This window comes from Pseudofrankia coriaricola, from assembly GCF_001854805.1.
In the GTDB taxonomy this organism is placed as follows: Bacteria; Actinomycetota; Actinomycetes; order Frankiales; family Frankiaceae; genus Pseudofrankia.
In genome coordinates this window covers 17,293-36,247 of the sequence record NZ_MBLO01000136.1, presented here as the reverse complement: position 1 = coordinate 36,247, position 18,955 = coordinate 17,293, and the positions used below count along the sequence as shown (strand labels likewise).

24 protein-coding genes and 1 pseudogene are annotated in these 18,955 nt (G+C 68.6%); 14 read left to right on the top strand and 11 right to left on the bottom strand.

From position 1 onward, the window contains the following. Positions 1 to 33 precede the first annotated feature (33 nt). The gene (locus BCD48_RS19550) at positions 34 to 918 is read left to right on the top strand and encodes an NmrA/HSCARG family protein (RefSeq protein WP_071049878.1); all 885 of its coding nucleotides are present in this window, start codon (positions 34 to 36) and stop codon (positions 916 to 918) included. 298 nt (positions 919 to 1,216) lie between these two features. Further along, a complete protein-coding gene (locus tag BCD48_RS19545; RefSeq protein ID WP_116271585.1) occupies positions 1,217 to 2,014 on the top strand; it encodes a GNAT family N-acetyltransferase in 798 nt (265 codons plus the stop codon). Positions 2,015 to 2,143: 129 nt separating this feature from the next. Here the strand turns inward: BCD48_RS19545 and BCD48_RS19540 are convergent, their stop codons facing one another. Further along, a complete protein-coding gene (locus BCD48_RS19540; protein WP_071049876.1) occupies positions 2,144 to 3,130 on the bottom strand; it encodes a helix-turn-helix domain-containing protein in 987 nt (328 codons plus the stop codon). Between the two features lie 107 nt (positions 3,131 to 3,237). On the opposite strand from BCD48_RS19540, the gene BCD48_RS56740 reads away from it, so the two are divergent. From BCD48_RS56740 to BCD48_RS19525, 3 genes are read left to right on the top strand one after another with little or no spacing between them, the layout of a single operon-like run. Continuing rightward, complete coding sequence (locus BCD48_RS56740) at positions 3,238 to 3,585, top strand: AAA family ATPase (protein ID WP_198543312.1); 348 nt, start codon at positions 3,238 to 3,240, stop codon at positions 3,583 to 3,585. A gap of 8 nt (positions 3,586 to 3,593) precedes the next feature. Beyond that, a complete protein-coding gene (locus BCD48_RS19530; protein ID WP_071049874.1) occupies positions 3,594 to 4,394 on the top strand; it encodes an alpha/beta hydrolase in 801 nt (266 codons plus the stop codon). Further along, a complete protein-coding gene (locus tag BCD48_RS19525; RefSeq protein ID WP_071049873.1) occupies positions 4,391 to 5,182 on the top strand; it encodes an MBL fold metallo-hydrolase in 792 nt (263 codons plus the stop codon). The genes BCD48_RS19530 and BCD48_RS19525 overlap by 4 nt, the downstream gene beginning before the upstream one ends. Before the next feature lie 136 nt (positions 5,183 to 5,318). Here the strand turns inward: BCD48_RS19525 and BCD48_RS19520 are convergent, their stop codons facing one another. The 4 genes and pseudogenes from BCD48_RS19520 to BCD48_RS55745 form a co-directional block, all read right to left on the bottom strand. After that, entirely contained in the window at positions 5,319 to 5,972 is a 654-nt protein-coding gene (locus tag BCD48_RS19520) for an alpha/beta fold hydrolase (protein ID WP_071049872.1), read from the bottom strand. A gap of 215 nt (positions 5,973 to 6,187) precedes the next feature. Further along, positions 6,188 to 6,361 carry a hypothetical protein gene (locus BCD48_RS51415; protein WP_157910535.1) on the bottom strand — a complete coding sequence of 58 codons (174 nt, stop codon included), beginning with the start codon at positions 6,359 to 6,361 and terminating at the stop codon, positions 6,188 to 6,190. A 193-nt stretch (positions 6,362 to 6,554) separates the two neighbouring features. Next, positions 6,555 to 6,776, bottom strand: a complete 222-nt coding sequence (locus BCD48_RS56735; protein ID WP_071049871.1) for a hypothetical protein — start codon at positions 6,774 to 6,776, stop codon at positions 6,555 to 6,557. 58 nt (positions 6,777 to 6,834) lie between these two features. After that, positions 6,835 to 7,128: pseudogene (locus tag BCD48_RS55745) on the bottom strand (TetR/AcrR family transcriptional regulator C-terminal domain-containing protein); the annotation flags it as partial. A 16-nt stretch (positions 7,129 to 7,144) separates the two neighbouring features. On the opposite strand from BCD48_RS55745, the gene BCD48_RS46750 reads away from it, so the two are divergent. Next, positions 7,145 to 7,312 carry a DUF4386 family protein gene (locus BCD48_RS46750; RefSeq protein WP_083418897.1) on the top strand — a complete coding sequence of 56 codons (168 nt, stop codon included), beginning with the start codon at positions 7,145 to 7,147 and terminating at the stop codon, positions 7,310 to 7,312. Between the two features lie 99 nt (positions 7,313 to 7,411). On the opposite strand, the gene BCD48_RS19510 is transcribed toward BCD48_RS46750, so the two are convergent. Then, positions 7,412 to 8,053 (bottom strand): helix-turn-helix domain-containing protein, encoded by a 642-nt coding sequence (locus BCD48_RS19510; RefSeq protein WP_083418896.1) that lies wholly within the window; start codon positions 8,051 to 8,053, stop codon positions 7,412 to 7,414. A gap of 90 nt (positions 8,054 to 8,143) precedes the next feature. Between BCD48_RS19510 and BCD48_RS19505 the strand changes: the two genes are divergently transcribed. Beyond that, positions 8,144 to 9,139, top strand: coding sequence for an NAD(P)/FAD-dependent oxidoreductase (locus tag BCD48_RS19505; RefSeq protein WP_071049870.1), 996 nt, complete (start codon positions 8,144 to 8,146; stop codon positions 9,137 to 9,139). Positions 9,140 to 9,252: 113 nt separating this feature from the next. Beyond that, positions 9,253 to 10,737: an MFS transporter gene (locus tag BCD48_RS19500; protein WP_071049869.1), complete on the top strand. Its 1,485-nt coding sequence runs from the start codon at positions 9,253 to 9,255 to the stop codon at positions 10,735 to 10,737. Positions 10,738 to 10,985: 248 nt separating this feature from the next. Here BCD48_RS19500 and BCD48_RS19495 read toward each other — a convergent pair whose 3' ends face one another. Further along, positions 10,986 to 12,041, bottom strand: a complete 1,056-nt coding sequence (locus BCD48_RS19495; RefSeq protein WP_071049868.1) for a helix-turn-helix transcriptional regulator — start codon at positions 12,039 to 12,041, stop codon at positions 10,986 to 10,988. Between the two features lie 60 nt (positions 12,042 to 12,101). On the opposite strand from BCD48_RS19495, the gene BCD48_RS19490 reads away from it, so the two are divergent. Next, positions 12,102 to 13,232 carry an epoxide hydrolase family protein gene (locus BCD48_RS19490; RefSeq protein WP_071049867.1) on the top strand — a complete coding sequence of 377 codons (1,131 nt, stop codon included), beginning with the start codon at positions 12,102 to 12,104 and terminating at the stop codon, positions 13,230 to 13,232. Positions 13,233 to 13,284: 52 nt separating this feature from the next. Here BCD48_RS19490 and BCD48_RS19485 read toward each other — a convergent pair whose 3' ends face one another. Next, positions 13,285 to 13,887, bottom strand: coding sequence for a TetR/AcrR family transcriptional regulator (locus BCD48_RS19485; protein WP_071049866.1), 603 nt, complete (start codon positions 13,885 to 13,887; stop codon positions 13,285 to 13,287). Positions 13,888 to 14,070: 183 nt separating this feature from the next. On the opposite strand from BCD48_RS19485, the gene BCD48_RS19480 reads away from it, so the two are divergent. Then, a complete protein-coding gene (locus BCD48_RS19480; protein WP_071049865.1) occupies positions 14,071 to 14,562 on the top strand; it encodes a cupin domain-containing protein in 492 nt (163 codons plus the stop codon). 60 nt (positions 14,563 to 14,622) lie between these two features. Continuing rightward, positions 14,623 to 14,931, top strand: a complete 309-nt coding sequence (locus tag BCD48_RS19475) for a VOC family protein (RefSeq protein ID WP_071049864.1) — start codon at positions 14,623 to 14,625, stop codon at positions 14,929 to 14,931. A 201-nt stretch (positions 14,932 to 15,132) separates the two neighbouring features. On the opposite strand, the gene BCD48_RS19470 is transcribed toward BCD48_RS19475, so the two are convergent. After that, positions 15,133 to 15,510 (bottom strand): MerR family transcriptional regulator, encoded by a 378-nt coding sequence (locus tag BCD48_RS19470; protein WP_071049863.1) that lies wholly within the window; start codon positions 15,508 to 15,510, stop codon positions 15,133 to 15,135. Between the two features lie 93 nt (positions 15,511 to 15,603). On the opposite strand from BCD48_RS19470, the gene BCD48_RS19465 reads away from it, so the two are divergent. After that, a complete protein-coding gene (locus BCD48_RS19465; protein ID WP_071049862.1) occupies positions 15,604 to 16,497 on the top strand; it encodes an NmrA family NAD(P)-binding protein in 894 nt (297 codons plus the stop codon). Between the two features lie 157 nt (positions 16,498 to 16,654). Here BCD48_RS19465 and BCD48_RS19460 read toward each other — a convergent pair whose 3' ends face one another. Both BCD48_RS19460 and BCD48_RS19455 read right to left on the bottom strand, forming a co-directional pair. Continuing rightward, positions 16,655 to 17,161: a hypothetical protein gene (locus tag BCD48_RS19460; protein ID WP_071049861.1), complete on the bottom strand. Its 507-nt coding sequence runs from the start codon at positions 17,159 to 17,161 to the stop codon at positions 16,655 to 16,657. Positions 17,162 to 17,183: 22 nt separating this feature from the next. After that, positions 17,184 to 17,531 (bottom strand): GntR family transcriptional regulator, encoded by a 348-nt coding sequence (locus BCD48_RS19455; protein WP_198543309.1) that lies wholly within the window; start codon positions 17,529 to 17,531, stop codon positions 17,184 to 17,186. Between the two features lie 208 nt (positions 17,532 to 17,739). Here BCD48_RS19455 and BCD48_RS19450 point away from each other — a divergent pair, with 208 nt between their 5' ends. Next, complete coding sequence (locus BCD48_RS19450; RefSeq protein WP_071049859.1) at positions 17,740 to 18,045, top strand: hypothetical protein; 306 nt, start codon at positions 17,740 to 17,742, stop codon at positions 18,043 to 18,045. Between the two features lie 109 nt (positions 18,046 to 18,154). Then, a complete protein-coding gene (locus BCD48_RS19445; RefSeq protein WP_071049893.1) occupies positions 18,155 to 18,907 on the top strand; it encodes an SDR family NAD(P)-dependent oxidoreductase in 753 nt (250 codons plus the stop codon). Positions 18,908 to 18,955: the final 48 nt, after the last annotated feature.

Below are 18,955 nucleotides of genomic sequence, written 5' to 3'. Positions count from 1 at the left end.
TGTCGGCCGTGACCGTCGCTAGCGTGACGTTCCATGGATGATCACAAAGAATCGGTTCTTGTCATCGGCGCGACCGGCCAGCAGGGCGGCGCGGTGGCCCGGGCGCTGCTGGGGCGCGGGCGGACTGTGCACGCGCTGGTACGTGACCCCGACCGGCCCGCCGCGCGGGAACTACGCGCGGCGGGGGCGCGGCTCGTCGCCGGCGATCTGGACGACCTGGCATCGATGCGCGCGGCCATGGGCGGCGTGGGCGGCGTCTTCCTGATGCTGACCAGCGTGACCTCGGGCACCGTGAGCCTGGAGGATGTCGAGGCCGAGGTACGGCGCGGAAAGGCCGTCGCCGACCTCGCGGCGGAAGCCGGCGTCGCGCACTTCGTGTACAGCTCGGTCGCCGGCGCCGACCAGAACACCGGAATTCCCCACCTGGAGAGCAAGGGGCGCATCGAAGCGCATATCCGGGGTCTTGGCCTGCCGGCCACCGTGCTTCGGCCGGTGTTCTTCATGGAGAACTTCACGACCGTCACCCGGCCCGTCCTGGCCGACGGCGGGCTGATCGTCGCCCTGGCCCTGCGCCCGACCAGCCAGCTGCCGCTGATCTCGATCCCCGATATCGGCGAGTTTGCGGCATTGGCGTTCGACCAGCCCGAGACGTTTATCGGTCAGACCCTCGTGATCGCGGGCGACGACCTCTCCGCCGCGGGAATGGCCGAACGGTTCGGCGAAGCGGCCGGGATTCCGGCACGTTTCCACCAGACCCCGCTCGAGCAGCTGCGTGCCTTCGACGAGGAGGTCGCGAAGATGTTCGACTGGTTCGATTCCGGCGCGATGGAACGCCCCGACCTGCCGGCCCTGCGCGCCCTGCACCCGAAGGCCATGACGCTGGCGGCGTGGCTGCACTCGACCGCCTGGCGCCCGTAGCCGCGTGCCGCCAGTCGGGTGTGCGGGTCAGGACGTTGCCGCTGGCCTCCGCCTCCTGGCTGGGCGGGCCGGCCGTGTCGGGACGCCAGAGGCGCGTCGCTCGGGCCGGCCTCGACGATGTCGAGGCCGTCGGAGAATCGGACGGACGCGTCGCGGCGGCACGCCACGCAGGTGAGGCCCTGCCGGTGGTAGACGCCGGCCGCGGTGTTCACCGAGGCGGGGTTGTAGTCGGCGGTAAGCGCGCTGAGTATCACCTCGATGCGAAATCGAGTTGCCGGTTCTGCAGCAGGTCATGAGGATGACGGGAGTGTTGGATAAAGCCGAGCTCCTCCGGGCCTACGACGAGCAGTTACGTACCGATGCCGAGACGCCGGGCGCGGTCTCGGTCACCCGGCTTGGGCCGCTCCGCCTGGTGACGTTCGCCGGCGGGCGGGGCTTCGTCACCTACCGCGACCTCGGTGACGCGAACGCGCACGAGATCAGCGGGCTGGTGTCGGCGGCACTGGCGCACTATCGGGCCGACACCTCGATCAAGAGGGTGGAGTGGAAGACGCGCGGTCACGACCGGGCACCCGGCCTGCCCGAATCCCTGGTCGCCCACGGGTTCAGCCCTGACGAGCCCGAGTCGATCATGATCGGCGAGGTCGCGACCCTGGTGGCTGACGTGCCGTTGCCCGACGGCGTCACGCTGCGGCGGATCAGCGAGGAGCGGGACGTTCGCGCCATGAGCGCGATGCAGGACAAGACCTTCGGTGAGCCCGTCTCCGACGAGATGGCCGACGTGCTGCTGCGCAGGCTGGCGCGCGGCGACGGGATGGAGCTGTGGGTTGCAGAATCCGAGGGACGGATCGTCAGCGCCGGCCGGCTCGAACCAGTCGCGGACAGCGACTTCGCGGGGATCTGGGGCGGCGCCACGCTCGAGGAATGGCGCGGCCGCGGCATCTATCGTGCGCTGACGGCCGCCCGCGCCCGATCCGCGCTGGCCCTTGGCAAGACACTCATCCACAGCGACTCGACCGAGTACTCCCGGCCGATCCTCGAGCGCTCAGGCCTGGTCAAGGTGAGTACGACGACCCCCTACTTGTGGAGGCCCTGAGACCGGGGAGGCTGCCCGCGGCCAGTCCGCCTGACCGCTCTTCTCGACCGTCAGCGGGTGTGCGGTTGGAGTTCGCCGTTGGCGTTGATCAGGGCAGCCGGTTCCAGGGCAAAAGGTCAGAGCAGGACTCTACTCGGAGCTTTGCCCGCTCGCGGCTCGGTGCTGTTCCGCGGAAATGCGCTGCCACTCGCGCGGGGTGAGGCCGTACGTGCCGCGGAACCGGCGGGTGAAGTGGGTGGGGTCGCTGAAGCCCCAGCGTCGGGCGACCATCGCGATCGTGCGGTGGCGGCTCTCCGGCCGCATCAGTTCCTCTCGGGCGCCCCGCAGCCGCTCGCCGATGATCCACTGTTCGAGGCTGAAGTCGGCCTGGGCGCAGATCTTGTACAGGTAGCGCAGGGAGATGTTGTGGGTGGCCGCGATGACGGCCGGCCGCAGGTCGGAGTCGGCAAGGTGCTGGCGGCAGTAGGCGCGGATCTGGGTGAGCAGCGTTTCGGCGAGCACGGCGCGGGCGTGCGGCTCGGCGTGCGCGGCGGATGCCAGGAGGGCGCGGGCCAGCTCGATGCTGCCGCGGCCGAGCGTGGAGGCGGCCGGGTCGGCGCTGAGGCTGGGGGCGTCCCGGACCAGGTGGGCGACGTGGTCGGTTACCAGGCCGTACAGCGGGCTGCAGCGCAGGTTGGCCGCCGCGCGGCGGATGACGTCTACTGGGAGGCCGACCTGGTCGAACGGAATCTGGATGCAGCCGGCGCCGCCCACGCCGGTCCAGGAGAAGTCGTACGACGACGAAAGGTCGACCATCATCAGCGCACCGGGCCGCACGATCTGCCGGTGGCCGAGCTGCTCGTGGTGGCCGTCTGCGAGTAGTTGGACGGAGAGCGCGACCACGGGCGCGGCGTCCTGCTTGGCCTGCTTCGCCGTGCGGAGCAGCCGGAGGCCGGAGGATCGGGCGGTGAAGATGTTGGCGGCGCCGAGGTCCCAGAGCTCAAGGCGAGTGCGGATATCGCCGTCCGGGTTCTCGTGGGTCACGTACGACGGGACGGACGCCGCCATCATCGCCGCGTAGACCGCGTCGATCCGCTCGCCCGGCGGCAGGTCCGCTGTGTCGAGAACAAATCCCATGTGCGCCGCCTGGTGTGCACGGTGAGCCGACAACGGTGCACGCACAGCCCCGTCACCGGCGCGCTCCGCTCCTAGGGTTCCCATCGAAGTGTTACCGAGGGGGAGCCGTGCTCAGGGGGCGGATGAAGGAGCGCGAACGCCTCGATGAACTCGTCGTGGCCGTACGCGTCGGGGCTCAGCGGCGTTCTCTGCTCCAAGGTGACGCCGGCATCGGCAAGACCGCGCTGCTCGAGCACGCCGCCGGCGCCGCCACCGACCTCCGGGTCATCCGGGTCATCCGGGTCGCCGGGGTGGAGTCCGAGACCGGCTTCCCGTTCGAGGTCGGCGGAAAGGCGTCCGCCGACCGGATCAAGGACGCGACGCTCACCGTGTACCCCGGCGCGCCGCACGGCATCGCCGACACCCACAAGCAGCACCTCTCTGAAGACCTGCTCGCCTTCCTTGGCACACCCTAGGGGAACCCATGACCACGCCCGACACGATCGTTCTCGTCCACGGCTTCTGGGTGACACCGCGCAGCTGGGAGCACTGGATCACGCACTACGAGGCGAAGGGGTACCGGGTGATCGCCCCGGGATACCCGGGCTTCGAGGTGGAGGTGGAGGCCCTGCGGGCCGACCCGGAGATCATCGTTGACGTCACCGTTCCCGCGATCATCGAGAAGATCGAAGGGATCATCGACGGCCTTGACCGAGCGCCGATCATCATGGGTCACTCGGCCGGTGGCGCGTTCACCCAGGTCCTGCTCGACCACGGCCGCGGCGCCGCGGGCGTCGCGCTCAACTCGGCGCCCACCGAGGGTGTCCGAGTTACGCCGCTGTCCCAGGTGAAGTCCACGTTCCCGGTGCTCAAGAGCCCGGCCAACCGGCACAAGTCCGTCGGGCTCTCGCTCGAGCAGTGGACGTACGCGTTCACCAACACGTTCACCGAGGAGGAGTCCCGCGCCCTCTACGAGCGCTACCACATCCCCGCCAACGGCGGGATCCTCTGGGGCAGCGTCCTGGCCAACTTCCAGCCCGGCCACCAGGACACCTGGGTCAACTACCACAACGACGACCGCGCACCGCTGCTGTTCATCTCCGGCAGCGAGGACCACATCATGCCGCCGGCCATCCAGCAGTCGAACGCCAAGCACTACAAGTCCAACACCATCACCGAGATCAAGGAGTACGACGGGTACGCGCACCTGCTGCCCGCCCAGAAGGGCTGGGAGGAGATCGCCGACTACGTCCTCGACTGGGCCCTGCGGCACGCACGGTCATGAGCCCTGTCCGTGTCACCCACATCGGCGGACCGACCGTGCTCATCGAGTTCGCGGGCTGGCGGCTGCTGACCGATCCGACGTTCGACCCGGCCGGACGCACGTACGCGTTCGGCTGGGGGACCTCGTCCCGCAAGCTGGCCGACCCGGCCATCCCGGCCGACGCGCTCGGGCCCATCGACGCGGTGCTGCTCACCCACGACCACCACGGCGACAACCTCGACGATGCCGGTCGGAAGCTCCTGCCTTCGGCGGGCACGGTCGTCACCACGGTGTCCGGGGCGGCGCGGCTCGGCGGCGGTGCGCGAGGGCTGAGCCCATGGGCATCGACCACATTGGAGGGTCAAGGCCGACCGTCCATCGAGGTCACCGCCACCCCCTGCCGGCACGGACCGCCGCTAAGCCACCCCATCGTCGGCGACGTCGTCGGCTTCGCCCTGCGCTGGGACGGACAGCGGCACGGTGTGTTGTGGATCTCCGGCGACACCGTCCTCTACGGAGGCGTCCGGCAGGTCGCCGACCGGCTGCCGGTCGGGCTAGCGCTGGTGCACCTCGGCGGTGTGCGCTTCCCGGTCACCGGGCCGCTGCGCTACACCATGACCGCCCGCGACGCCGTCGACCTGCTCGGCGCCGTGCGACCGCACACCGCCGTACCCGTGCACTACGAGGGATGGAAGCACTTCCAGCAACCCCGGACCGTCATCGAACGCGAGTTCGCGGACGCGCCGCCGGACGTCCGCGACCGCATCCGCTGGCTGCCCATCGGTATCCCCACTGACCTGGAGACCTGACCAGATCGCCAGACAACCCAGCGCAACGCAAAGACGACGATCCTTCCATGTGATCAAAGGACTGCTGAACCGTACGTGACACGGCGACGTTGGCCTGGAACCTACCCAGGCGAATGCTGGCGGGACGCCGCGGCAGTCAGGAAGCTCCGGTCGGCTGGCCCAGCGCGATCGCACGCCGCACGAACCGCGCGAAATCTTCCGGATTCTCGCGATGGGCCATATGGGTGGCGTCGGGCAGCTCGAACAACTCGACCCCCATGAGTTCGGCGAAGGCTCGCACGCCGGGTCCGAAAAGGGGATAGGGGCCCGTCCCATAGCCCGCGATGCACCCGACCTTCAGGCGGGCCAAGTCGTACGGCGGGGACATCATCTCCGTCGCCTCCGCCACGAACAGCGTTCTCTCGCGGTCTTGTTGGGGCGTTCCCGGCGGCTTCCTTTTCACCCGCTCGACCGCGTCGATGATGAGTTGCCGATGCTCCACCGGCCACCAGGGCGCCCACTGGATGGCCGTCTCCCAGAGGCCGACGGACATGATGAGGTCGGGCCGGCGAATGGCCGCCGCCACCGCGACGTGGCCGCCCCAACTGTGCCCGACGACCGTCGCGGGCCGATCCCCGACAATGGCAAGGAGATCGTCGGTGTGACCGGCGATTCCGGCGTGCGCGCCATCCCAGGCCGGACTCTCGCCCCAGCCGCGGCGGTCGTACGAGATGACGTCTATTCCGCCCAAGGCCTCGGCGACGCGGTCGAAGCTCGACGCCTGGTCGCGCGCTCCATGCACGAGAACCACAAGCGGTGACCGCCCGACGGCACCGCCTCCGACAGCACTGCCCCCGACGACGGTGGGTCCGTCCGCTTCGGGGACGACGATGCCGGTGATGAGGTGCTCCTTGCGGGCGTCGGGAGGCGCTGACCATCAGCGGTCCCCCAATTGTGCCGGGAGCGATCGCGCACACGCCACTCGCCTGGACCAGGAGTGCGTTCCTGAGGTCTGCCCCGTCCAGCTCATTCCAGGTAGCGGCGTTGACTGGCCTCAGGGAGCTGGGACAGGCTGGCGTTGACACTGGCCTGGACGCCGAGCTTGCGGCTGTGCTCATCGGTCAGATCGAGGGACTGCTCGTGTGTCGAGCTCGAACCCCCGAGGGCGTCGATCACACCCGGGACCGGTCCAGCCAGCACGACCCAGTCCTGTCCGCTTCGGGCGGGGAGCGGGGCTGCGTTCCGCCGGACGGGGTCTCGTCGCGGTGTCATGCGCAGCTACGACGTGCCATCCCTTTCCCTTGTCCGTTCTGGGCGAATTGGAATGTTCTGGAACATCAGTTGTGGTGTGGTCGTGCGCTGCGCCCGGCGGGAAAGGCGCGCCTGCTTTTTTCTAGCTGATCGGGTTAATCGAGTCCCCAGCTGATGATCCGGTCCGCGTCGATGCGGATGATGGCGTGCCCGGTTGTTCCTGGGCGGCCGGTGGCGTCGCCTCTCCCTCGGGCGGCTCCACCTTGATGACGTTGGCGCCGAGGTCGAGGACACCCAGGATCAGGTCGAGTCCGATCTCGAACTCGTGCTCGAAGGAGTAGCCGGGCCTGAGGGCGTGGTCCACTGATCATCTCAGTGAGATGGGGATAGTCCGCGGTCAGTTGGCTCAGCATCGGCGCAGCGACGTTCTCGACCTCGGCGGGGGTCTCGAACGGCAGGCTGAGTGCCTGGAGCGCGAAACCGTAGATGTAGCTGTCCAGAACGGCGATCGCGGAGGCGGCGCTCGCAAGGGAGAAGCCTGCGCCGCGTAGGTTCCCGATCAACGCGTCGTGGTGGCGGAGGGTGGCGGGGCCGGGTTGGTCCGCGAGTCCATGAGGCCGATCGCCCAGGGGCGGCGGGCAAGGGCCGCGCGGGTCGAGGTCGCGCGCCGACGCGACGCCGTCTTCCAGTTGGCACTCGTCGTCTTCGGTGTCCATCTGATCGCGCTCGGGTCTGCTGCTGTACCGGTCGCGGTATGTCCCGCGCGCGCTCGCCGTCGTGCTTGTCGCCGCAGGCGTCGGCTACGCCGTCGACAGCCTCGCCGGCCTGCTTGTCACGGACTACGGCGGTCCGGCGAGCGCGGTCCTTCTTGCCCCGCTGTCGTTGGTGAGCTCGGCCTGACGATGTGGCTGCTGACGAAGGGTGTCGCGGCGCGGCGCCCGGCGCAGACGTGACGATGAGGCGGGTCTGCATCGTCGGTGCTTCCGGCAGGCTCGTGCGCTACATGGTGCGGCGACCACCAGTACGGCTGCGATTGGTTGACGGTGGTCGCACGTTGTCGATCTTGCGATGGGTGGCGCGGACGTGGATGCGTTCGCCTTGCGGGCCGAACAGGCTGAGGATTTCGACGGGCGCATCGCCTGCGGGTCCGAACCAGTGCGGCAGCCGGGTGTCGAACTCGGCGACTTCGCCGGGGCCCATGGTGATGTCGTGGTCGGCCAGGATCAGTCGCATGTGTCCGGACAGCACGTAGAGCCATTCGTGGCCCTCGTGGGTGCGAAGTTCGGGTTCGATCGGTTCGGGCGGGATGATCACTTTCCAGGCATGCGGGCCGCCTGGTTGCCGGGTGAGCGGGACGACGATGCGGCCGTGGCGGTGCCGTGGAGTGAACCGGACTCGGGGGTCGCCGACCTCGGGCGCGCCGACCAACTCGTCCAGGGGTACCTGATGGGCTTGCGCGATCGGTAGGAGCAGTTCCAGGCTGGGCCGGCGTTGGCCGGCTTCCAGCCGGGACAGAGTGCTCTTGGAGATCCCGGTCGCCGCGGCCAGTTCGGTCAAGGTGATGCCCCGTTGGGCTCGCGCCCGCTTGAGGCGGGGACCGACTTCGGCCAGCGCGGCCGTGATTGCTGGCGAGTTCTCCATACCAGCCAGTCCAGTACGCGTTCCCGGAAATGGCAACAGAAATTGTCAAATCCGAGCCGTAGGCGAACCCTCGGGGTGGAGGTGATCGCTATGGAGACAACGGTCTATGACGTGGTGGTGGTCGGCGGCGGAGCGGCCGGCTTGAGTGCGGCGCTGGTGCTGGGCCGGGCGCGGCGCCGGGTCGCCGTGATCGATGCCGGAGCGCCACGCAACGCTCCCGCGGCCCGCATGCAGGGGTTCCTGTCCCGCGACGGAGTGCCGCCGGCCGACCTGTTGGCCGCGGGACGGGCCGAGGTGACCTACTACGGCGTGGAGTTGGTCAAGGATCGGGTGGTGGGGATCGACGCCGGGTTCTTCGTTCGCCTGGCCGGCGGCCGGGTGTTCAAGGCGCGGCGGATCCTGGTCGCGACCGGTGTCCGCGACGAACTGCCGCCGATCCCCGGAGTCCGCGAGCGGTGGGGCCGGGATCTCTTGCACTGCCCGTACTGCCACGGGTGGGAGGTCCGGGACCAGCCCATCGGGGTGCTGGGCACCCAGCCCGGGTCTGTACAGCACGCGCAACTGGTGCGGCAGTGGTCCGACGACGTGGTCTTCTTCGTCCACACCTGCAACCTGACCTCAGCCGAACGCGTCCAGTTGGAGGCACGCGGGATTCGGGTCGTGAGCGGTGAGGCCGCGCGGCTGGTGGTCGAGGCCGACCGGTTGGTCGGTGTCGAGCTGGTCGATGGTCGGGTGATTGCGCGGACGGCGGTGTTCGTCCGGCCCGGCAACCTGCCGCACGCCGATGGTCTGCTGGCCGGTCTGGGCTGCGAGGTCAATGCGGCCGGCTTCGCCGCCGTCGATGCCACCGGCCGGACCAACACCTTCGGTGTGTGGGCCGCCGGCAACGTGGTCGATCCGCGTGCCCAGGTGATTACCTCGGCCGGCGCCGGGTCTGCGGCGGCGATCGCCATCAACGCCGACCTGGTACAGGAGGACGTCGAACGCGCGGTGGAGGACCACTACGCCGCTGGTGGCGTGTTCTCCGCCGCGATGGAGGCCCGCGTCTCCCAGACCGTGCTCGGCGATCGCCGGCACGGACTTTAGAACCCTCCCTGTCTCCGTCCGTCCCACGGAGCGGCGGCCTGCCCTCTTGGCAGGCCGCCTGATTCCCACGCCCACCGCTGCGTGGCCCTGGCCTGACCAAGGAGTCCTTTGTGATGTCTGTCGACACTCCCGACGCCGCGCGCTCGGCGCCGTCGCGGGCGATGCCCGCGCTGATGTCGTCGTGTGTGGTGGTGGTGGTCGCGATGGTCGCCGCGATCAACCTGGCCCTGCCGAAGTTGTCGGGCAGCGACCTGCACCCGAACTCCACGGAACTGTTGTGGATCGTCGACGCCTACATTCTGGTGTTCGGCTGCCTCCTCATCCCTGCCGGAGCGCTCGGTGACCGGATCGGTCGCAAGGGCGTGCTCCTCGCCGGACTGGGAGTCTTCGCGGTCGGCTGCCTGTTCTCGGCTGCCGCGCCGAATGTCACGATGCTGCTGGCCGGGCGGGTGGTGACTGGGCTCGGCGCTGCCCTGGTCATGCCGGCCACCTTGTCGCTGCTCATGCAGGTCACGCCGCCCGAACGCAAACCCCACGCCATCGCGACCTGGACCGCTGCCACCGGCGCCGCCGGCGCCCTCGGCACCCTCGGCGGCGGCCTCGTCCTGCAATGGCTGCCCTGGCAGGGACTGTTCCTGGTCATCGGACCACTCGCATTGCTGCTCGCTGTCGCGGTGGTGCGCGTCGCGCCGCGCGGTGAACGGCACCGCGCCAGCCTCGACCTGGTCGGTACGGCCCTTCTCACCGCGACCGTCTTCGCGCTCCTCTTCGGCATCATCGAAGGCCCGGACCACGGCTGGACCTCTGCGCTCGTACTCGGCTCATTCGCCGCCGCGACGCTGCTGTTCGCGCTGTTCCTCACTCACGCCCTGCGAGGCACGCACCCGCTCCTCGATCCGCGGGTCTTCGCCATCGCCAAGCTACGGACCGGGACGATCGGCGTCGCAGCCGTCTTCTTCGGCCTGTTCGCGCTGTTCTTCGTCAACGCCCAATACCTCCAGTACGCCAAGGGATACTCCCCATTGGTCACCGGCCTGGCCATCCTGCCGCTCCCCATCGGCATGATCGCCATCAGTCGCCGCAGCGTCGCCATCGCCAGACGAATCGGCACCCGCACTGTCGTCACCGGCGGCATGATCCTCCTCGCCGCCGGTCTCGCGGCGCTGTCCTACGTCACCTCCGCAACTCCCTACCCGCCCTACGGCCTGGCGCTCCTGGCCATCTCAACCGGCATGGGACTCAGCGTGCCAACCCTCTCCACAGGCATCATGACCTCGCTCCCACCAGCCCGCGCCGGCATGGGATCCGGACTCAACAGCGCTACCCGCGAAATCGGCGCCGCCCTCGGAGTCGCCGTCGTCGGCACCATCCTCACCAGCCACTTCGCCAACAACCTGCCGACCTCCCTGCAAGAACACGCCGACTCCACCTCCCAGACACTCGGCGCCGCACAACAGCTCGGACCAACGATCTACACCCAAGCCGTCAATGCCTTCACAGACGCCATGGCAGCCGGCTACCGCGCTACCTCCGTGATCGTCCTGATCGCCGCCGTCGCCGTCGCACTTGGGCTCCGCCGCCGTCGGCCCCAAATCTGACCCACGATCGCCGACCGCGCGGCGCCGACATCGTTGGGCACCTCGATCGTGTGGGAGTGTCGCCGAGGAACCGGACGAGCGCGTCGACCGCGTCCCAGCCGGCCTCGTCTACGACACTTGGACCATAGTGTCCGCGCCACCTGGCCGGCCGGCGGCGAAGTTCTCCTGAACGATGGCCCGCCGGGCGGTCACGCCGAGGATGTGGACGCGGCGCGTCTGGACTCGGGCCGGTCGACAACACAGGGGTGTCAGCGCCGGCGGGAGCTCGGCGTTTCGGAGGATCCAGCCTGGGGTTGGGGTTGGATGGCCCCGAGGTAGCGGTTGCCGAGCGCGCGGAGGTGCTCGATGAGGTCGGGTGGTTCGGTGACCGTGAAGTCGCAGCCGAGCATGCCGATGTAGACCGCGATGATCTCCATGCTGTCTCCTCCTGTCACGAGGACACAGGTGGAGTCGTCGGTCGCCTCCACCACGCCGACGGTCGGGTTGATCCGCGAGAGCACCTCGCTCGCCGGTGCGTGGACGGTGATCCGCACGTGTACCTTCCACCCGGCGTGGGCGACGTCGCGCAGCACGAAGCTCGGGTAGTCGCCGCCGGGCAGTTCGGACGGCGTGAACCGGCGTCCGGTCGTCATCCGGAGCGCGATCCAGTCGACGCGGTAGGTGTGCCACGCGCCCGTCTCCGGGCCGCGGGCAACGAGGTACCAGTGCCGTTCCCAGCTCACCAGCCGGTATGGCTCGACGAGGACTGGCCAGTCTCCGAAGGGCGCCGACGCGTCGTTGCGCCGCGGCGACTCGTCCGCGCGGGCGGGGGCGGTGTAGTCGAAGCGAAGCAGCTCGTGGTCCCGGATGCACGCGGCGATCGTCGCGAGCACCGCCGAGTCCACGACCGGGTCCGGAACGTTGCTGCCGGTGTTCGTCGGGCCCTCCGACGTCGCCTCGTGCAGAGCGCTCACCTGACGCCGCAGCCGATGCGGAAGTACCTGCTCGAGCTTCCTCAACGCCCGCGCGCTGCTGTCCTCGATCCCGCTGACACCGCGGCCCGCGCGCAGGCCGATCGCGACGGCCACCGCCTCCTCGTCGCTCAGCAGCAACGGCGGCAGCTTCGCCCCGACGCCGAGCTGGTAGTAGCCGGCGGGCCCGCGGACCGCGTCCACGGGATAGCCGAGGTCGCGCAACCGGTCGATGTCGTTGCGGACGGTGCGGGTGGTGACCGTGAGTCGGTCCGCCAGCTCCGATCCCGTCCAGGTCGGTCGAGACTGCAGGAGTGCCAGCAGCGCGAGCAGCCGGGACGATGTTTCGAGCACGCCGGAGATCGTCTCATATATAGGAACCAGGTGTTCCTATACGGCTTCTAGGTTGGGGCCATGACGAAGACCACGAACGACATCCGCCCGTTCCGCGTCGAGGTTCCGCAGGCCGACCTTGACGACCTCGGCGAGCGCCTGGCCCGCACCCGGCTGCCGCAGCCCGCTCCCACCGACGACTGGGAGTACGGCGTCCCGAACAGCTATCTCGCCGAGATGGTCGAGTACTGGGTGACGAAGTTCGACTGGCGCGCCCAGGAAGCCCGGATGAACGCGTTCCCGCACTACCTGACCGAGATCGACGGCCAGACCGTGCACTTCGTCCACGTACCGTCGAAGGAGGAGAACGCGACCCCGCTGCTGCTTCTGCACACCTACCCGGGCTCGTTCGTCGACTACCTGGACATGATCGACCAGCTCACCGACCCGGTCGCTCACGGTGGCAGCGCCGACGACGCGTTCTCGGTCGTGGTGCCGTCGATCCCCGGTTTCGGCTACAGCACGCCGCTCGTCGGCCGCGACTGGACCATGCGGCGGGTGGCCCAGACGGTCGACAGGCTGATGCGGCGGCTCGGGTACGAGTCGTACGGCGTGCACGGCAGCGACGCCGGCGCGATGATCTCTCGCGAGCTGGGTCTCCTGCAGCCGGAGGGCTTCCTCGGCCTGCATGTGCTGCAGCTGTTCTCGTTCCCTTCCGGCGACCCGGCGGAGTTCGCGAAGCTCGAGCCGAAGGACTACGCCGCGCTCGAGCACCTCAAGTGGTTCCAGTCCGTCGGCGGCTACAACCAGATCAACGCGACCCGCCCGCAGACCGTGGCGGTGGCCATGGCCGACTCGCCGGTCGGGCAGCTGGCCTGGAGCGAGCTGTTCAACAACTTCGGCAACGGCACCAGCCTTGTGAGCCGCGAGCAGATCCTCACCCAGGTCTCGCTGTACTGGTTCACGAACACCCAGGCGACCGCGGGTCGCTACCACTTCGAGGAGGCCAGGGCGGCACGCGAGCCCGAGGTGAACCCCTCGCGGACCGGCGTGGCGGTCTTCGCCGACGATTTCACGACGATCCGGACGTTCGCCGAACGCGACAACTCCGCCATCGTGCACTGGTCGGAGTTCCCGGACGGCGGACACTTCGCCGCGATGGAACGCCCCGACGTCCTCGTCGGTGACCTGCGAACGTACTTCCGCGGCTGACCGCGCGCTCGCCGCCCCTCGTCTCGGGCATGCCGCAGCGAAGCGCGCCCGTTCACGGCCGGGGGCTGTGGGCCCGGAGGAAGTCGTCGACGAGATCCCGGACGTAGTCGGCGGTGAACGTCCGTCCGGCCAGCAGTCGCCGATAGATCAGTGGTCCGGCCAGCTGGTCGACGGCTCGGTCCGGGTCAAGCTGCCGGGCAAGCTCGCCCCGCGCGATACCGGTCCGCACCACCTCGGCGAGGACACGCGTGCCTTCCCGATAGAGGAACTCCTTGAGCTCGCTGTAGGCGGGATGGGTGGGCGCACGCTCGATCATCGTCCGCATCGTCCGCTCGAGCGGGGGCTGATGCAGCTGGTCGCGCACGACCTCCAGTTCGCGGACCAGGTCGTCGCGCAGGTCGCCCATGGGAACGCTGTGATCGATCTCCATCTGCTCCCGGAGCACGTCCCGCAGCAGCGCGATGGTGTCCGGCCAGTGCCGGTACAGCGTTGTGCGTCCGACCCCGCTGCGGGCGGCGACGGCGACGTGGGTGACAGCCTCCGACCCGCCCTCGAGGAGGATCGCGCGGGCCGCCGAGAGCGCGGCGGCGCGGCTGCGCAGCACCCGCGGATCCGATGTTCCCGCACCCGACGGACGTCCGGCCTTACTGGTCACCCTCCGCGACCTCCCCTTCTTCACCCGTCGGCCTGCCGGGAGCCGAGCCGAAGGCTGCCCCAGGCTGACCTGAGGCCGACGCGGCCATCAGCCACTTGCATACCTGCCAACTGTGGGGCAGTCTGTTCCATATCTTCGGAACAGACTGTTCCAGAACTACCTCATAGCTGGAGGTCGCTGATCATGTCTGACGGTCGCTTCATCATGCTCGACGAGGGCCAGATCCGCCCTGGGCGGTTCCCGCTGCCGCCCGCCTTCGCGGTCAAAGCGAGGACGGAGGACACCGGCGGACGGTTCTCCCTGCTGGAGGTCTCGGTCGCCGTCGACATCCCCCGGCACGTCCATCTTGGGGCGGACGAGTGCATCTACGTGCTCGACGGTGAGCTCGGCGTCGACTTCGACGACCGGTCCTACACCGCGACGCGTGGCATGTTCACCCTGCTTCCCCAGGGCGTCCCGCATGCCCTGCGCCGCGTGTCGACGCCACCGCCGCGGGTCCTGCAGATCTCCTCGCCCGGAGGCTGGGAGAAGTACCTTGAGGACCTGTTCGAGGCCGGCCCGACCGTTCTCACGAACGGCGCACTCGATCCGGCGAAGATCAACCCGATCGCGGCGAAGTACCACATCCGTTACGAGGAGAACCCCTGGTGCGTCGCCCCCGGCGGGGACGCTTAGTCCGACCCGACCCGACCCGGCTTGGATGGCGGGACCTCGTAGAGGAAATATCATGGGCGGATGGCGGGCGCGCAGATCATTCTTATCGTTCTCTACTGTGCTGACGTGTCCGCCTGTCGCGACTTCTACCGAAGCCTGGGGCTCGCGTTCGAGCGGGAGCGTCATGGTTCCGGTCCGGAACACTATGCCGCCGCCTTGAGCGGGGGTGCTGTTCTCGAACTGTATCCCGCGGGCAGTCGAGGTGAGACCGGCATGATCCGCCTGGGCCTCACCGTAAGCCAGGGCGAGGTGGGTCTCTTTCTCGAGCCAGGAGACCACATTCTGCACGACCCCGAAGGACGCGTCGTTGATATCCACGTCGCGTCCTGACGGGCTTGTCGAACACCGTCCGGACCTCGACCCGCATCGACCGCCGGAAGATCATCTTGATAGGGTCATCCATGCGTGACATCGGCCCACTGCGCTCGGCTCGATACTCCCGTCCTGCCATGTGATCAGTCCGGCATCTCAGAGCTAGGACTCCAGGGCCTCAACGCCCGGGCCGCTACAGCGGCCTGAACGCAGCGGCCGTTAAGCCGCGGCCTTCCGGGCGCCGACCTGGCATGCGGCCGCCATGACCTCGTCGAGCAGGCGCAGCGACGCCTGGCGCTCCTCGATCTCCTCTGCCAGGCGGGCGCGCACTCCTTGCAGTTCCCCGTTGACCTCGGCGGACACGACGACCATGCCTCTGGTTTCGCGGCATGCGGCGGGAAGCACTTTGGCGACCTTGGCGCTGGACAGACCCGCCGCGTACAACAACTGGATGCAACTGACCAGATCGACGGCCGCCTCGGGGTATTCACGGTAGCCGTTGGCGGCCCGGGCGGGCACCAGGAGACCTTGTTCCTCGTAGTAGCGCAGGGCCCGGACGCTCACCCGGGTGCGATGCGCCAACTCACCGATTCGCATGATCGCTATTCTAATCACTTGACCCTCACGCTGACGTGAGGCTTTACCTTCCTTCAGGTCGGCACGCCGAAGACTCGACCCAAGGGAGAGGACATGTCGCCACCAGCAGTTCTGGTCATCGGAGCCAGCGGAGCGATCGGCTCGACGCTCATCGACGAACTCGTTCCCGATCACCAGACGGGGCTGCTTCGTCTGGTCGCCGCAACCCGCCGACAGGAGGCGGCACGCCCGCTGCGGGAACGCGGGATCGAGGTGCGTCATCTCGATCTGGACGACGCGGAGACGGGCGGGCTCGACGCTATCCAGTCGATTTTTGAGGGGATTGACAAGGTATTTATTCTCACCGGTTATGACGTCCGGATGCTCGCCCAATCCAAGGCGGCCGTCGATGCGGCGAATGGGGCGGGAGTATCTCATGTGGTTCATCTCGGCGTCTCCGCCGCCGAGGACACCACCGTCGCCCACTTCATCTGGCATCAGCTCGTCGAGGCGTACATCGAGCGCTCCGGGCTCGGTTTCACGCACGTACGACCATCCGGGTTCATGCAGAATCTGCGGCTCAGCCTGGGGGCGCCCGGCGTTCTCACCCACTTCGTCGGCGACGGGCGGCCGAACTGGGTGGACATCGGCGACATCGCCGCCGTGGCGGCCACGGTGCTGCGCGATCCCAAGCCACACCACGGACGCGCCTACGACCTCGCCGCCGAGGCCGCGTCGATCACCGAGATCGCCGACCTGCTCGGTGAGGTAACGGGACGGCCTTGGCGGTACGAGCCAGCGGAACCGCGGATCTTCTACGAGCAAATGGTCGCGGCAGGCTACGATCCCATTTACATGAGCTGTGTCCGCAACACTTTCGAGCGGACAATCAACGGCTCGCTGGTCGACCCGGCCGATGTCTACGACACTATCGAGACGGTGATCGGACGGCAGGCCACGTCACTCCGTCAATTCTTGGAAAGGCACCGTGACACGTTCGTGAGGTGAACGGCGGTGAAGTGCCGACTTGTTATTGGGTTCGGCGGACCCGGGGGTTGGCGCCCAATGCTCGATCAGCTCGTCCTCATCCAGCGAGCACGCCCATTTCCGTGCGTTGTCGCGGAGACCGAGTGGGGCAAGGCGTACTCGACGTCGAGTCGAATTGTCACGCGGACTTCGCCTCGCGGATGATCGTGACCGCGGCGTGGGGGTCCGGTACGGTGATCGTCACGCGTCGGCCGGTGTGCATGGCTAGCCGCAGGGCGGGTCCGGTCCGGACCGTGAAGTAGATGTGGCGAGGGGTCCACCAGAAGCCGAGGGACACGCGCCACAGCGACGGCAACAGGTCGATCACCTCGGCGCGCTCGATCTCTTCCAGGCGGTAGGTGCGGCGTGGCCATCCGAGCACCCCGCAGTGGACCGAGATCCCGTTGGGTCCCGCCGCCGTCCTGACGCTCAATCCGGTCAGCACGTTGATGAGCACGGCGGCAGCGGCTACCAGCAGCGGGATCGCGGGGCCGGCCGGGTCGAGCCAGCTGCCGTGCGACAGGCTTCCAAGGAGCAGCAGCGGCACCATCAGGGCGGCGCCGAGAGCCACCACCAGCGGCCAGTTCGTCACTCGGCCGGTGTAGATCGAGTACCGGCCCTGGCCGGGTAGCTCGGATGCCGTCATTGGGCACCATCCTCTCGATGTGTCACGTCAGCTTCTCGATGAGGCGAAGCAGGTCGTGGCGCCCCAGGCCGTGCTGGCGGGCAACAGCCACGAGCGTCTGGGCCGCCTCGGTAACCGGGGCCGGCTCCGTGACGGCGGACGCGACCCGTGCCCCGCGGCCCCGACGGAACTCCAGCACGCCGTCGTCGCGCAGCTGCCGGTAGGCGGCCAACACCGTGTTGCGGTCGACCGACAGTGCCCCCGCCAGCTCGGCCGCCGGCGGCAGCTGCTCGCCGACGGCAAGCTCCCCCGAAGCCACGCCCCGGCGTACACACGCCACGATCTGGAGTGGCAATGCCTCCCGCGAAGAATGATCAACCGCCCATCTCATAGTGCTAGTATTATTAGTACCATCTACTCGCGCGGTCAACCGCACCAGACCGCGGCCAGGACCCGGAGGCGTGCTCATCATTCCGCGGAACTGGCACGCACTCCTCTCGGCACGAGCGACGGACTGGTCACCAAGTGGGAGCCGCCCGGCGCTGGCGACCACCGCGATGAGGCCCCTGCGGCGGGCGAGGTCGACCTGGGGCGCGGAGATGTCGACACCGATCAGCCGCCAGTCCAGGCCGAACCAGGTGCTCAGCCTGCCCGCGCTGGCCGGGTACTGGTCCGCCGACCTCTTCCTGAGTGTGCTGGAGAAGACCGGGAGAGACCTGACCGTCGACTCCTTCCTCGAGAGCGCCAACAGCGGCTTCACGCACAGCGTGGAGGGAGCCCTGCCGGCGACGCAGTGGCCGATCAACCACGTCGTGAACGTTCCGTGCGCGGCGCTGGTGGGCCTCAAGGACAAGAAGTATGTCGAGACGGTGAAGGCATCGTGTTCCAGCCTGATCAAACCGTGAGACGGGCCAGCGCCTGAGCTCCACCATGAACCATAGTGTAGATTGTATATTTTAGCCGCGGTTTGCCTCGGCGCGAGGCGGAGCCCGGGAATTGGAAGGGGAGATGCAGATGGGCGTCCTCGACGGCAGGGTGGCGATCGTGACCGGAGCCGGCCAGGGCATCGGCCGCGGGATCGCGCTGGCGCTCGGGTCCGAAGGCGCCCGCGTCACGGTGGCGGACCTGGACGCCGACAACGCCGAACGGGTGGCCAAAGAAATCACCGAACGCGGCGCCCAGGCCCTCGCCTACCCCTGCGACATCCGCGACTCCCAGCAGGTGGATGCCTGCGTGACGGCGGCCGTCGAACGGTTCGGCGGGCTGCACATCCTCGTCAACAACGCGATGGCGGCACGGTCAGGGGTGCCCCTGGAAGAGGCCACCGACCAGGATCTTGCCCTGGCCCTGGCGACCGGGCCGGGCGCGACACTGTCGTTCATGCGCGCCGCCTTCCCGCACCTGAAGGGCGACGGGCGGATCATCAACCTGCGCTCCGGATCGGAACTACAGGGCCTGCCCGGCTTCGGCACCTACATCGCCGGGAAAGCGGCCGTCGGCGGGCTGACCAAGGCCGCCGCACGGGAATGGGGACAGCACGGCATCACCGTCAACGCCATCGCCCCGTTCGCCTCATCCGAGAGCATGCGCCGATTCTTCGACCAGCATCCACGCGAGCTCGAGCAGGCGGTCGCCGGCCTGTCGGTCAAACGGGTCGGCGACCCCGAACACGACATCGGCCGCGCGGCGGTCTACCTCGCCGGCCCGGACGCCGGCTACGTCACCGGGCTCACCCTGCACGTGGACGGCGGCGGCTCGTTCGAGTAGGCCTCGCCAGGCTCGATACAGGCCACCGCCCCGCACCGGAAAACCATC

Bases quoted from the DNA above. Each gene is read 5' to 3' on its own strand.
- BCD48_RS19475 (WP_071049864.1), top strand. From the start codon at position 14,623: ATGGCGGGCGCGCAGATCATTCTTATCGTTCTCTACTGTGCTGACGTG.
- BCD48_RS19500 (WP_071049869.1), top strand. From the start codon at position 9,253: ATGTCTGTCGACACTCCCGACGCCGCGCGCTCGGCGCCGTCGCGGGCG.
- BCD48_RS19545 (WP_116271585.1), top strand. From the start codon at position 1,217: ATGACGGGAGTGTTGGATAAAGCCGAGCTCCTCCGGGCCTACGACGAG.
- BCD48_RS19505 (WP_071049870.1), top strand. From the start codon at position 8,144: ATGGAGACAACGGTCTATGACGTGGTGGTGGTCGGCGGCGGAGCGGCC.
- BCD48_RS19470 (WP_071049863.1), bottom strand. From the start codon at position 15,510: ATGCGAATCGGTGAGTTGGCGCATCGCACCCGGGTGAGCGTCCGGGCC.
- BCD48_RS19550 (WP_071049878.1), top strand. From the start codon at position 34: ATGGATGATCACAAAGAATCGGTTCTTGTCATCGGCGCGACCGGCCAG.
- BCD48_RS19480 (WP_071049865.1), top strand. From the start codon at position 14,071: ATGTCTGACGGTCGCTTCATCATGCTCGACGAGGGCCAGATCCGCCCT.
- BCD48_RS19465 (WP_071049862.1), top strand. From the start codon at position 15,604: ATGTCGCCACCAGCAGTTCTGGTCATCGGAGCCAGCGGAGCGATCGGC.
- BCD48_RS19450 (WP_071049859.1), top strand. From the start codon at position 17,740: ATGTCGACACCGATCAGCCGCCAGTCCAGGCCGAACCAGGTGCTCAGC.
- BCD48_RS19530 (WP_071049874.1), top strand. From the start codon at position 3,594: ATGACCACGCCCGACACGATCGTTCTCGTCCACGGCTTCTGGGTGACA.
- BCD48_RS19445 (WP_071049893.1), top strand. From the start codon at position 18,155: ATGGGCGTCCTCGACGGCAGGGTGGCGATCGTGACCGGAGCCGGCCAG.
- BCD48_RS19460 (WP_071049861.1), bottom strand. From the start codon at position 17,161: ATGACGGCATCCGAGCTACCCGGCCAGGGCCGGTACTCGATCTACACC.
- BCD48_RS19490 (WP_071049867.1), top strand. From the start codon at position 12,102: ATGACGAAGACCACGAACGACATCCGCCCGTTCCGCGTCGAGGTTCCG.
- BCD48_RS19525 (WP_071049873.1), top strand. From the start codon at position 4,391: ATGAGCCCTGTCCGTGTCACCCACATCGGCGGACCGACCGTGCTCATC.
- BCD48_RS19510 (WP_083418896.1), bottom strand. From the start codon at position 8,053: ATGGAGAACTCGCCAGCAATCACGGCCGCGCTGGCCGAAGTCGGTCCC.
- BCD48_RS19455 (WP_198543309.1), bottom strand. From the start codon at position 17,531: ATGAGATGGGCGGTTGATCATTCTTCGCGGGAGGCATTGCCACTCCAG.
- BCD48_RS19540 (WP_071049876.1), bottom strand. From the start codon at position 3,130: ATGGGATTTGTTCTCGACACAGCGGACCTGCCGCCGGGCGAGCGGATC.